11 protein-coding genes are annotated in these 12,206 nt (G+C 72.8%); all 11 read left to right on the top strand.

The annotated features are described in order from the left end of the window. The first annotated feature begins 17 nt into the window (after nt 1-17). The 11 genes from KLI87_RS07700 (at nt 18) to KLI87_RS07650 (ending at nt 12,198) form a co-directional block, all read left to right on the top strand. The gene (locus KLI87_RS07700; protein WP_156214159.1) at nt 18-452 is read left to right on the top strand and encodes an Atu4866 domain-containing protein; all 435 of its coding nucleotides are present in this window, start codon (nt 18-20) and stop codon (nt 450-452) included. Beyond that, nucleotides 449-1,411, top strand: a complete 963-nt coding sequence (locus KLI87_RS07695; RefSeq protein ID WP_250903496.1) for an aldo/keto reductase — start codon at nt 449-451, stop codon at nt 1,409-1,411. The genes KLI87_RS07700 and KLI87_RS07695 overlap by 4 nt, the downstream gene beginning before the upstream one ends. A gap of 659 nt (nt 1,412-2,070) precedes the next feature. Further along, nucleotides 2,071-3,639 (top strand): MFS transporter, encoded by a 1,569-nt coding sequence (locus KLI87_RS07690; protein WP_308165889.1) that lies wholly within the window; start codon nt 2,071-2,073, stop codon nt 3,637-3,639. 84 nt (nt 3,640-3,723) lie between these two features. Further along, a complete protein-coding gene (locus KLI87_RS07685; protein ID WP_156214162.1) occupies nt 3,724-4,788 on the top strand; it encodes an aldo/keto reductase in 1,065 nt (354 codons plus the stop codon). A 371-nt stretch (nt 4,789-5,159) separates the two neighbouring features. Continuing rightward, entirely contained in the window at nt 5,160-6,284 is a 1,125-nt protein-coding gene (locus KLI87_RS07680; RefSeq protein ID WP_156214163.1) for a ScbA/BarX family gamma-butyrolactone biosynthesis protein, read from the top strand. Then, nucleotides 6,281-6,982: an HAD-IB family hydrolase gene (locus tag KLI87_RS07675; protein WP_308165888.1), complete on the top strand. Its 702-nt coding sequence runs from the start codon at nt 6,281-6,283 to the stop codon at nt 6,980-6,982. Before KLI87_RS07680 ends, KLI87_RS07675 begins: the two co-directional genes overlap by 4 nt. A 109-nt stretch (nt 6,983-7,091) precedes the next feature. Then, the gene (locus KLI87_RS07670; protein WP_156214164.1) at nt 7,092-8,126 is read left to right on the top strand and encodes a 3-oxoacyl-ACP synthase III family protein; all 1,035 of its coding nucleotides are present in this window, start codon (nt 7,092-7,094) and stop codon (nt 8,124-8,126) included. Nucleotides 8,127-8,676: 550 nt separating this feature from the next. After that, nucleotides 8,677-9,525 carry an ABC transporter permease gene (locus KLI87_RS07665; protein WP_156214165.1) on the top strand — a complete coding sequence of 283 codons (849 nt, stop codon included), beginning with the start codon at nt 8,677-8,679 and terminating at the stop codon, nt 9,523-9,525. Beyond that, a complete protein-coding gene (locus KLI87_RS07660) occupies nt 9,522-10,280 on the top strand; it encodes an ABC transporter ATP-binding protein (RefSeq protein ID WP_156214166.1) in 759 nt (252 codons plus the stop codon). The genes KLI87_RS07665 and KLI87_RS07660 overlap by 4 nt, the downstream gene beginning before the upstream one ends. After that, nucleotides 10,277-11,857: an FAD-dependent oxidoreductase gene (locus tag KLI87_RS07655; RefSeq protein WP_214616350.1), complete on the top strand. Its 1,581-nt coding sequence runs from the start codon at nt 10,277-10,279 to the stop codon at nt 11,855-11,857. The genes KLI87_RS07660 and KLI87_RS07655 overlap by 4 nt, the downstream gene beginning before the upstream one ends. After that, nucleotides 11,854-12,198 (top strand): ferredoxin family protein, encoded by a 345-nt coding sequence (locus KLI87_RS07650; protein WP_214616349.1) that lies wholly within the window; start codon nt 11,854-11,856, stop codon nt 12,196-12,198. Before KLI87_RS07655 ends, KLI87_RS07650 begins: the two co-directional genes overlap by 4 nt. Nucleotides 12,199-12,206 lie beyond the last annotated feature (8 nt).

Here is a 12,206-nt window from a genome sequence, read left to right as displayed (position 1 = left end):
TCGAGAAGGAGACCGACGTGTCCAGGACCATCTCTCCCGGCGTCGCGCTCGCGACCGCGTTGCTCGCCGTCTCGCTGACCGCCACGGCCTGTTCGAGCGACGAGGACGATCCCAAGGCAGCCCCCCCGTCTGCCGGGACCACGTCGGCCGCCCCGCAGGCGGCCGGCTCCTCGTCGGCCGTGCCCTCGGCGGCGGCCGCCGAGGGCACGGCCCCCGGGGCCGCCGGGGTGGTGGGCACCTGGGCGAGCGACGACGGCAGCCTGCGCCTGGTCCTCAACTCCGACGGCACCTTCGTCGAGGACTACAACGGCCAGAAGGCGGCCTACTCGGGCAAGTACACCGTCAGCGGATCGACGCTGACGCTCAACGACAAGACGGGCGTCACCGCGAACGGGACGGTCAAGACAGGATCGATCTCGCTCAGCGGATCGACGCTCACCAAGAAGGGATGAACGAGACCGTGCAGCAGAGGACTCTCGGATCGACGGGCCTGACCGTGGGGGCCATCGGCCTCGGATGCATGGGGATGAGCTTCGCCTACAGCCCCGGCCGGCGCGACGACGAGGAGTCGGTCCGCGTCGTCCACACCGCGATCGACCGGGGCGTCACGCTCATCGACACCGCCGACGTCTACGGCCCCTTCACCAACGAGGAGCTGGTCGGGCGCGCCCTGCGGGACCGCCGCGACGAGGTGGTGCTGGCCAGCAAGTGCGGCCTGGTGGTGCGGGACGGCGAGATCGTGCCGAGCGGCCACCCGGACCACATCCGCGCCGCCGCCGAGGGTTCGCTGCGGCGCCTCGGCGTGGACGTGATCGACCTCTACCAGCTCCACCGCGTCGACCCGCGGGTCCCCGTCGAGGAGAGCTGGGGCGCGATGGCCCAGCTGGTCATCGAGGGCAAGGTCCGCCACATCGGCATGTCCGAGGCGGACGTGGACCAGCTCGCGGCGGCGCACGCGATCCACCCGGTCGCGACCGTCCAGAGCGAGCTGTCGCTGTGGAGCCGCGACCAGCTCGACAAGGTCGTGCCGTGGTGCCGGGAGCACGACGCGGCGTTCATCGCCTACTCCCCGCTCGGCCGCGGCTACCTCACCGGCGTGCTGACCACCGCCGACCAGCTGGAGGAGGGCGACTGGCGGCGCGGCAACCCGCGCTTCCAGGCCGAGACGATCGAGCGGAACCGGCGCGTCGTCGCCGTCGTCGACGAGGTGGCCCGCGAGCGGGGAGCGACGCCCGCGCAGGTCGCGCTGGCCTGGGTGCTCGCGCTCGGCGAGGACATCGTCCCGATCCCGGGCACCAAGCGCCTGACCTACCTGGAGGAGAACCTCGGCGCGGCCGACGTGCGCCTCACCGCCGCCGACCTGGAGGCCCTGGCCCCGCTCGCCGACCAGGTGACCGGCACCCGCTACTGATCGCGATCCATCCAGCCGGCCCCCACCCCATGTGACGGGGGAACGGGCCGGATGACGGCCGGGTCGGCACCGGGGTGAAACCGGTGCCGACCCGGCGCCATTTCCGCGGATCGCGCTCCCTCTCCCTGAACGCCATCCGCGGGCCGCCCGCCGCCGGGGCGGACGTCTCGGCCACGCGACGCGAACGCGGCGTCAAGCAGGCTCGGGTACGGGACATGGATTCTTCCCCAGGAGCGCGGAAAACGCCGCACCACGTGCGGCTCTTTGCACCCCCGGTCATATCCCGCCGCAGACTTTATCATTCATGATAAGACCACGTCTCGAACATATGGGCACCCGCCAGGGCACTTGGCGGACGAGATCTCAGCCACACTCCGGGCGCGCGCAGGCGAATAAGCACCAACAACTTCGCAGGGTGAGAACAGAATTACATTCAGCGCCCGCAGGAAACTGCAACCCGGGTATGACAGCTTCTGTCATACCTTCGGTTGATGGTGAAACCGGCGACCCACATTCATCCCGCGTTACCTTGCGCCGTACTGTAAGAGACCTTATAGTTGCTCGGTGCCTGATGATATTTCGTCCTCATAGAGAGGGGGCCTGGACGTATGTCTGCCAGCACGGAATCGGAAATTGCGCGACCCGGCTCGCCGGAACGGGTGCACACCGTTCCCACCCTGGCCGCCATCGCCCTCGCGAGCATCACGCTCCCGCTCACCGTGACGGGCCCCGCCGTCGCCCTGTCGGACATGGCGGCCGACCTCGGCTCCAGCGTGGCCGCGGCCCAGTGGGTCCAGAACGCCTACGGCGTCACCTTCGCCGCCTGCCTGCTGGCGGCGGGCGGGCTCGCCGACCGGTTCGGCCGCCGCCGCGTCCTGCTGACCGGCCTCGCGCTGTTCTGCCTCATGTCGCTGGTCTGCACGGTGGCGACGAGCATGCTGCTGGTCGACGTCGCGCGCGCCGTCCAGGGCATCGGCGCGGCGGGCGTGCTGACCAGCGGCGCCGCGATCCTGGCCGCCTCGTTCCAGGGCCCGGCGCGGGCGCAGGCGTTCGGCGTGCTCGGCGGCTCGTTCGGCTGCGGCCTGGCGCTCGGACCGCTGACGGCGGGCGCGCTGGTGAGCGCGGGCAGCTGGCGCGCGGTCTTCGCCATCAACGTGGTCGTCGGCATCGTGGTGCTCGCCCTCGCCCGGTTCATCCCCGAGTCGCGCAACCCCGTCGCGAGCAGGGTCGACTGGGGCGGCGCCGCCACCTTCAGCGGGAGCCTCGGGCTGCTCGCGCTGATGTTCGTCGAGGGGCCGGCGCGCGGCTGGCTGACCCCGGCGGCGCTCGGCTCGCTGGCGGGCGCGGTCGCGCTGATGGTCGCGTTCGTGCTGGTCGAACTGCGGGTCGAGCACCCGATGTTCGACCTGTCGCTGTTCCGCCGCCCGACGTTCATCGTCGTCGTGTGCCAGCCGTTCACGATCACGTTCGGGTTCGTGGTGCTGCTGGTGTACCTGCCGCCCTACTTCCAGGGCGTGGGCGGGCACTCGGCGACCGAGGCGGGCGCGCTGCTGCTGCCGCTGACCGTGCCGGTCTTCCTCGTCCCCCTGGTGGCGGGGCGGATCGCCGCGCGGATCCCGCTGCGGGTGATGCTCGCCGCGTCCTCGGCGCTGATCGCCGTCGGCTCGCTCTGGCTGATGACCCTCCAGCCGGACGCGTCGTGGACGAACCTCGCGGGCCCGCTCCTGGTCTTCGGCGTCGGCGTCGGCAGCGCGTTCGGCGTCATGGACAACGCGGCGGTGAGCGTCGCGCCGGTCGAGCGCGCGGGCATGGCGTCCGGGATCTTCAACACGATGCGCATCACCGGCGAGTCGGTCGCGATCGCGGGCGCCGCCGCGCTGCTGGCGAGCCTCACGCTGCGCGACCTGGACGACCGCGCGCCCTCGCTGTCGGGGAACGCGCGCGACCTGGCGGGCGAGGCCACGCAGGGACGCATCGACGGGGCCCTTGACTCCGTCCCGGCGGGGCAGCGCCAGTACGCGCTGGACGCCGCCGCGCACGGGCTCACCTCCGCCATGCACACCGCGTTCCTGCTCCTGGCCGGGCTCGCGCTGCTGGGCGCCATCACCACCTACGCGGTCATCCGCGACCGCGAGTTCGACGACGCCGCCGAGACCGCCCCCGAGACCGCCGAGGCCGCCGCCGCGGCGGGCGGCGGGACCGCCGAACCGGACCCGGCCGGCGCCTGATCCACCCACGAGCCCCCGCTCCCGCGCGGACCCCGCGCCGCGCGGAGCACCCCGCACGGATTCACAACGCAGAAAGGAAACGCGATGCGGTACCGCTATATGGGCGACACCGGGTTGATGGTGTCGGAGCTGTGCTACGGCTCGTTCAACTTCGGCGGCAACGCCCCGTTCCTCGGCGCCCCCGACCGCGACTGGGCCGAGTTCGGGACGGTCGAGGAGCAGGAGGTGTTCCGCCTCGTGAACACCGCGCTCGACGCGGGCGTCAACTTCTTCGACACCGCCGACGTGTACAAGAACGGGATGGGCGAGCAGTTCCTCGGCGTCGCGCTGAAGAACGTCCGCGACCGGGTCGTCATCGGGACCAAGGGACGCTGGCGCATCACCGACGACCCGAACGACCTCGGCTCGTCCCGGCACCACCTGTTCGCCGCGGTCGAGGCCAGCCTGCGCCGCCTGAACACCGACTACATCGACATCTACCATCTGCACGGCTTCGACCCGCGCACCTCGCTGGATGAGACCCTGCGCGCCCTGGACGACCTCGTCAGGTCGGGCAAGGTGCGCTACCTCGGCGTGTCGAACTTCGCGGCCTGGCACCTGATGAAGGCGCTGTCGGTGTCCGAGCGGCGGAACCTGGCGCGCGTCGTGACCTACCAGGGCTACTACAACCTCGCCGCCCGCGAGCTGGAGCGGGAGATCGTCCCGCTGAGCGTGGACCAGAACGTCGGCATCACCGTGTGGTCGCCGCTGGCCGGGGGCTTCCTGACCGGCAAGTACCGGCGCGGCGAGGGGCGCCCCGAGGGCAGCCGGCTCGCCAACGCGACCGCCGCCGAGTCGGCGCCGCTGACCGACGAGGAACAGGCCTACGACATCGTCGACGAGCTGTCGGAGATCGCCGCGGAGCGCGGCGTGACGGTGCCGCAGGTCGCGCTGAACTGGGTGCTGGCCAAGCCCGGCATCACCGCGGCGGTCGTCGGCGCCAGCAAGCCGAGCCAGCTTGAGGACAACCTCAACGCCATGGAGTGGACGCTGACCGAGGCGGAGGTCGAGCGCCTCGACAAGGTCAGCGAAGTGCCCGCGCCCTATCCGTACTGGCACATCCGCACGGTCGGCGCCGACCGGAGGCTGCCGGGCGACGTCTACCCCTGACGGGCACCGCCGACCGGTCGCCGCCGACCGGTCCCCGAGCCGCGACGCCGAGAATTCCAGCATTCCTGCCCGGGTTTGGAAACTCGGCGTCGCGTTCGTCCCCTATTCGCCGTCTGGACGGGAATGCGATGTACCGCGATGACCATGAGAGCCGGATCACAGTGCACCGCCGGGCCCTCGGAGGCGGCCCGCGTCGTCGCTGATCAGCCCCATGGCCACCCCTATCCGGACGACCGAAAACACCCGCGTCCGATACTTCGGCCGACCCTTTCCAAACGCAATTCTTGGAGGTCTTCCCTGCACCGTTAAAGTACGTTGACAATGTCTTCAAGGCACGCATAGCCTTATCGAGCAAGATCATTTGATAGCTGATGCCGTCACCATGGTCGATTGGAGAGGATGACACCATGGCCCAAACGAAAATCAGCCCGCAGGCGATCGATCTCGAATTCGCGCGTACCATTGACCGCACACTGGTGCACCGTGAATCGCTCGCCGAAGTGTTTCTCACCGACAGCCGGCAGGTGGACGAGGACACCTACGCCGTCGCCGCGTTCCTGCCCCGCTCGCACGCCTACTACGGCGACCACCTGCTCACCCCGGCCGCCTACGACCCGATGCTGCTACTGGAGGCGTGCCGGCAGGGGGCCATCCTCGGCGCGCACCGGCACTACGACGTGCCGCTCGACCACAAGTTCATCCTGACCCACATGCGGATCAGGATCGACCGGCCGGAGCTGCTCACGGTCGGCGCGAAGCCGCGCCGGGTCACGATGACCGTCACGACCTCGCGGCGCGTCCGCGACGACCGGATCACCGGCATCGACTACGCGATGCGGCTGGAGATCGCGGGCTTCGAGTTCGGAAGCGCGGCGATCGGCATGCGGTTCAAGTCCCCGGAGGGCTACATGGCGCTGCGGCTGCGCAACCGCGACGGCGCGCTGCTGCGCTCGACGTCCGTCCCGCCCGAGCAGAGCCCGGGGGCGCCGGTGGCGCCGCACCTGGTCGGCAGGATGCTGCCCGACAACGTCGTGCTGTGCGACGCGAAGGCGGAACGGTCCGGCGCGAGCGCCGTGCTGCGGCTGGCGGCCAACCACCCGAGCCTGTTCGACCACCCCCAGGACCACATCCCGGGGATGGTGCTCGCCGAGGCGGCCCGCCAGGTCGTCCACTACGGGGCCCTGGAGGTGCGCGGCGTGTCGGCGGTCAAGAGCTACCTCACCGAGCTGTCCGCGACGTTCAGCGCGTTCGGCGAACTGGAGCGCGACATCACGCTGCACGCCTCCATCGGCGCGCCCGAGGCGGCGAGCGGGCCGGGGAGCCCGCTGGCCGAGGACGGCATCACCTACACGGCGGCGGGCCCCGGGGAGATCGAGGGCCTTCCCGGCGACCCGGCGGCGGCGCCGCTCACGGTCGTCGCCGACGTGGACGTCCGGCAGAACGACCGCTCGATCTGCGCGGTCGGCTGCGTGCTCACCGGCGTCCACGGCCGGTGAGCGCCGACGCGCCCGCGGGGGCGGCCGCGTTCTTCGACGTGGACGAGACGCTCGTCCATTTCAAGAGCATGTTCCGTTTCCTGCGGTACCACCTGAGGACGCAGGGCGAGCCGGACGGCACCTACGGGCGCCTCGCCGGCGAGTTGCACGCCGCCGCCGCGGCCGGGGCGAACCGGGCCGAGGTCAACCGGCGGTACTACCGGCTCTTCGCGGGGCAGGAGGCGCGCCGGCTGGCCGAGAGCGGCGCCGCCTGGTTCGCCGAGGAGTCACGGGAGCGTTCGCCCTTCGTGCCCGCGACGCTGCGGGAGTACCGGCGGCACCAGGCACGGGGGAACCTCGTCGTGCTGCTGTCGGGCTCGTTCTTCGCCTGCCTCGACCCGATCGCCGAGGCGCTGGGCGGCCACTGCTGGGCGCTCGGCACCAGGCCGCTCGTCCGGCGCGGCGCGCTGACCGGCGAGGTGCTCGCCCCGCTGATCGGCGTCGCGAAGGGCCGCGCCGCGCGGGCCGCCGCCGCCGTCCGCGGCCTGGACCTCGCCCGGTGCAGCGCCTACGGCGACCACTCCACCGACCTCCACCTGCTGGAGGCCGTGGGCGACCCGGTCGTGGTCGGCGACGACCCGTTCCTGCTGGAACGCGCGAACCTCGGGCGGTGGCGCAGGCTGCGCACCGGGACCGCGCCCCGCGCGGCGGTCTCCTGATCCGCGGCGGTCGCCGCGCGGCGGTCCGCCGACCGGATCCGCCACGCGGCGCCCGCCCGGTGACCGCGCCCTGCGCCAGGCCAACCCAAGAACTGGAGCAATCCTTCTCATGGCCCAGATAGGCATTCTCAGTACGGGTTCCTACCTGCCCGACCGCGTCGTCGGCAACGACGAGATCGCGGGGCCGGCCGGAGTGTCGGCCGACTGGATCGTCCGCAAGACCGGCATCGTGGAGCGGCGGCGGGCCGCCGCGCACGAGGCGTCCTCCGACCTCGCGGCGGCCGCCGCGCGGCGGGCCCTCGACCAGGCCGGGCTCTCGCCCGAGCAGCTCGACTACGTGGTCGTCGCCACCTCCACGCCCGACCACCCGCAGCCCGCGACCGCGAGCATCGTCCAGCACCTCATCGGCGCCGAGGGCGCGGGCGCGTTCGACATGAACGCCGTGTGCAGCGGCTTCGTGTACGCGCTGATGGTGACCGAGCGGCTGCTGCGCGGTGACGGCGGCGGCGGTTACGGCGTGGTCGTCGGCGTCGACATCTACTCGCGCATCCTCGACTACTCCGACCGCAGGACGGCGATCCTGTTCGGGGACGGCGCGGGCGCGGTCGTGCTCGGTCCGTCCCCGTCCGGAGGCGGGCTCGCCGACGCGCTGATGATGAGCCGCGGCGACATGCACGGCCTCATCCGCGTCCCGGCGGGCGGGAGCCGCATGCCCGCGACCGAGCACACGCTGGAGGAAGGCCAGCACTTCTTCAAGATGGACGGGCGCGGCGTCCGCGAGTTCGTCCACGACACCCTCCCGGCCACCGTGGCGCAGCTGCTGCGGCGCGGCGGGGTGCCGCCCGAGGAGGTGCGGCACTTCGTCCCGCACCAGGCCAACGGCGCGATGCTCGCCGACATCGTGCCCTCCCTCGGGCTCACCACGGCGCACACCCACCTGACCGTCGAGCGCTACGGCAACACGGGCGCGGCGTCGATCCCGATCACGCTGGACGCCGCGTACCGGCGCGGCGCGATCGGGCCCGGCGACCTCGTCCTGCTGGCGGGCTTCGGCGGCGGCATGGCGCTCGGCGCGTCGCTGGTCCGCTGGACGAGCCCGCGCCTGACCGTGCCCGTCCAGACCGCGGCGGGGGCCGCGGTCTAGTACCACTGCCGTCCGGCCGGTCCCGCTGGGGAGCGACGCGGCCGCCGGGCGGCACTCCGGGAAGGTGGCCGTGTTCGGGGAACCAGGACCCCGGGCACGGCCACACCCGTTGGTGGACCCTGCGTCCGGAGCGAGTTACGGTCCGTCTACCTCCGGGTTTCCGGACGGTGTGATCTGTGTAACCGTGTACAAGATCATCATCGGCCGTCCGGTACGGCATATTCCCTGGTAAAGCAGTAGGTTTTGTCGGTTTTGCATGATCCTTGCGGCGTCTCCGCAGGTCGGGCGGGCTTTTCAGGGTCTTCCCCCAGGCTGCGTCCATGTGCATGCTAGGAGCATGAACGCAACGGAGGCACTGGTGGCGAGGCGCCACATCGACCTCCTCCGCGTGTGCAGCGCGTCCTGTTGACCCGCCCCTCCGCACGCCTCGGCCGCTGATCCGCCGCCCCTCTCTTCTCTTCCCCCCTTCGCTCACGCCTGTCGGCCGCACGGCCCCATGCCCGCCGGATCCCCCTGCCTGCCTGCCCGCGTCCCGCCCTGGAGGTAACGCATGTCCACAGAGCTGCTCGATCCACCCCGGTCCGCGCTGCCGCGCGCCGCGGCGCCGCGGGCCGCCGCGCGCTCGGGCGCCGTGGCGCTGGCGCTGCTGCGCCGCGCCCGCAAGGTCAGCGGGCTGGTGCTGGTGCTCGCGCTGTGGGAGATCGGCGCGCGGGCCGGCTGGCTCGGCAGCACGACGCCGCCGCTCAGCGACGTCGCGGCGCGGGGCTGGGAGATGACCTCCTCGGGCGAGCTGACCGACAACCTCGGGGTCTCGCTGCTGCGGGTGCTGAAGGGCCTCGCGATCGGGCTGCCGCTCGGGCTCGGGCTCGGCCTGCTGTCGGGGCTGTTCCGGGTCAGCGAGGACATCATCGACGCGCCGCTGCAGGCCGTCCGGATGCTGCCGCACCTGGCGCTGGTGCCGCTGTTCATCATCTGGTTCGGGATCGGCGAGACCTCCAAGGTCGGCCTGATCGCGGTCGGCGTGGTGTTCCCGCTCTACATCAACGTGTTCCACGGCATCCGGGGCGTGGACGAGCGGCTGGTGGAGTCCGCGCGGACCTGCGGGCTCGGCCGGATCGGGCTGGTCCGCAAGGTCATCCTGCCCGGCGCGCTCCCGCAGATCCTCGTCGGGCTGCGGCTCTCGCTCGGCGTCGCCTGGCTGACGCTCGTGGTCGTGGAGCAGTCCGCGACCGCCAGCGGCATCGGCTTCGTCATCAACCAGGCCACGCAGTTCCTCCAGATGGACACGGTCTTCCTGGTGCTCGTCGTCTACGCGCTGCTCGGCGTCTCGACGGACCTGCTGGTGCGGCTGGTCGAGCGCCGCGTCCTGGCGTGGCGGAGAGGGCTGGTGGCGCGATGACCGTCGGAACCAGAAGCGGCGTGAGGGTGCGCGGGCTCACCCGCGTGTTCGGTGAGCGGACCGTGCTGGACGGCGTGGACCTCGACATCGCCCCCGGCGAGTTCGTCGCGCTGCTCGGCGCGAGCGGCTCGGGCAAGAGCACGCTGCTGCGCGCGCTGGCCGGGCTGGACGGCGAGGGCGGCGGCGAGATCGACGTCCCGGCCAAGCGCGCCGTCGTCTACCAGGAGCACCGGCTGCTGCCGTGGAGCCGCGTCTGGGACAACGTCGTCCTCGGCTTGTCGAAACGCGGCCTGCGCGGCCGGGACCTGCGCGCGCGGGCCGAGGACGCGCTCGCCGAGGTGGGGCTCTCGGCCCGCGCCGACGCCTGGCCGCTCACGCTGTCGGGCGGCGAGTCGCAGCGGGTCGCGCTGGCGCGGGCCCTGGTCCGCACCCCCGACCTGCTGCTGCTGGACGAGCCTTTCGGCGCCCTCGACGCGCTGACCAGGCTCAACGCGCAGGCGCTCGTCGCCGACCTGTGGGCCGAGCACCGCCCGGCGGTGCTGCTGGTCACCCACGACGTCGAGGAGGCGCTGCTGCTCGCCGACCGCGCGCTGCTGCTCGCGGACGGGCGGATCGCCCGCGAGTACGCCGTCGACCTGCCGCGTCCCCGCTCGATGGACGACCCCCGCTTCGTCGCGCTGCGCCGCGACCTGCTCGACGGGCTCGGTGTCCGCCCCGTCGCCACCAACCTGACCACCGCCCGGGAGGCGCTGTGACCATCAACGAGATCGACGCGGACGTGCTGGTCGCGGGCGGCGGCCCCGCCGGGGCGTGGGCCGCGGTGAAGGCGGCGGAGGCGGGCGCGAGCGTCGTCCTCGCCGACAAGGGCTACCTCGGCACGAGCGGCGCGACCGCGTCGGCGGGCACCGGCGTCTGGTACGTCGAGCCTCGGCCGGAGGCCCGGGAGGCGGCGATGGCGAGCCGCGAGGGCCTCGGCGGGTACCTCGCCGACCGGGAGTGGATGGCCCGCGTCCTCGACCAGACCTACGCGAACATGAACGAGCTGGCGGAGGTGTCGCGGTACCCGTTCCCGGTCGACGACGACGGGCGGCAGATCCGGCGCGGCCTCCAAGGGCCCGAGTACATGCGGCGGATGCGCGTCCGGGTGCGCCGGGCGGGCGTGCGGGTCCTCGACCACAGCCCGGTCACCGAGCTGCTCGCGGACGGGTCGGGCGCGGTCGCGGGAGCGGCCGGGTACCGGCTGCGCGACGAGCACCCGTTCCGGGTCACGGCCCGCGCGGTGGTGCTCGCCACCGGCGGGTGCGCGTTCCTCAGCAAGGCCCTCGGCTGCGACGTCAACACCGGCGACGGCGCGCTGTTCGCGGCGGAGGCGGGCGCGGAGCTGTCGGGGATGGAGTTCTCCAACGCCTACGCGATCGCCCCGGCGTTCACGTCGGTGACGAAGACGGCGTTCTACTCGTTCGCGACCTTCTACCACGCGGACGGGAGCGTCCTCGAAGGCGCGGGCAGCCAGCGCGGGCGCTCGGTCATCGCGCGGACGCTGCTCACCGAGCCCGTCCTGTGCCGGATCGACAAGGCGACGCCGGAGGAGCAGCGGGCGATGCGGCTCGCGCAGCCGAACTTCTTCCTGCCGTTCGACCGGCAGGGCATCGACCCGTTCACCGACCTGTTCCCGGTCACGCTGCTCGCCGAGGGCACCGTGCGCGGCACCGGCGGCATCCGGATCACCGGCCCGGACTGCGCCACGACCGTGCCCGGCCTGTACGCGGCGGGCGACGCCGCGACCCGCGAGCTGATCTGCGGCGGCTTCACCGGCGGCGGCAGCCACAACTCCGCGTGGGCGATGTCGTCGGGCACGTGGGCGGGGCGGGGCGCCGCGCGGCACGCCGCCGAGCTGGGCGGGCGCGCCACGGGACGGCCCGTGCGCGCGCTCGGCGAGGCGGGCGTCCGCCCGGCCGGGCCCGCGACCGGCGGCCACGCCGAGTACGTGCGGGCCGTGCAGGCCGAGGTGCTGCCCTACGACAAGAACCTGCTGCGGCACGCCGACCGGCTCGTCCCGGCGCTGGACGCCCTCGACCGGACGTGGCGGGAGCTGGCCGGCACGCTGCGCGGCGAGGGCGCCGGGCTCGTCCGGGCGCGGTCGGCCGCCGCGATGACCGCGCACGCCCGCTGGATGTACAGCGCCGCGCTCGCCCGCACGGAGACGCGCGGCATGCACAAGCGGCAGGACCTGCCCGAGCAGGACCCGTCCCAGCGGCGGCGCCTGGTCACCGGCGGCCTGCACGAGGTGTGGACGCGGCCCGAGACCGCCGCGCTGGCGGTGGCGTCGTGATCGAGATCGTGTCGCGGGAGCGGTGCATCGCGTGCGACAAGTGCATCGCGGTGTGCCCGACGAACGTCTTCGACCGGGGCGCGGACGGCATCCCCGTCCTGACCCGGCAGAGCGACTGCCAGACCTGCTTCATGTGCGAGGCGTACTGCCCGGTCGACGCGCTGTTCGTCGACCCGCGCTCGCACCCGCTGCCCGAGCCGCCCGACGAGGCCGACCTCGCCGCCGAGGGGCTGCTCGGCAGCTACCGCGAGCAGATCGGCTGGGGGCGCGGACGCACCCCCGGCGCGAGGCTCGCCGTCGGCCCGTCGCTGAACCGCTCCGGCGCCCCGCTCACGTCCTGAGACACCGA

The organism is Actinomadura sp. NEAU-AAG7 (assembly GCF_018603865.1).
GTDB lineage: Bacteria > Actinomycetota > Actinomycetes > Streptosporangiales > Streptosporangiaceae > Spirillospora > Spirillospora litoris.
This window is presented reverse-complemented; position numbering and strand designations above follow the sequence as displayed.

Excerpts from the sequence above, each read along its gene's own strand:
- KLI87_RS07685 (WP_156214162.1), top strand. The coding sequence starts at position 3,724 with ATGCGGTACCGCTATATGGGCGACACCGGGTTGATGGTGTCGGAGCTG.
- KLI87_RS07660 (WP_156214166.1), top strand. The coding sequence starts at position 9,522 with ATGACCGTCGGAACCAGAAGCGGCGTGAGGGTGCGCGGGCTCACCCGC.
- KLI87_RS07680 (WP_156214163.1), top strand. The coding sequence starts at position 5,160 with ATGCCGTCACCATGGTCGATTGGAGAGGATGACACCATGGCCCAAACG.
- KLI87_RS07695 (WP_250903496.1), top strand. The coding sequence starts at position 449 with ATGAACGAGACCGTGCAGCAGAGGACTCTCGGATCGACGGGCCTGACC.
- KLI87_RS07665 (WP_156214165.1), top strand. The coding sequence starts at position 8,677 with ATGTCCACAGAGCTGCTCGATCCACCCCGGTCCGCGCTGCCGCGCGCC.
- KLI87_RS07670 (WP_156214164.1), top strand. The coding sequence starts at position 7,092 with ATGGCCCAGATAGGCATTCTCAGTACGGGTTCCTACCTGCCCGACCGC.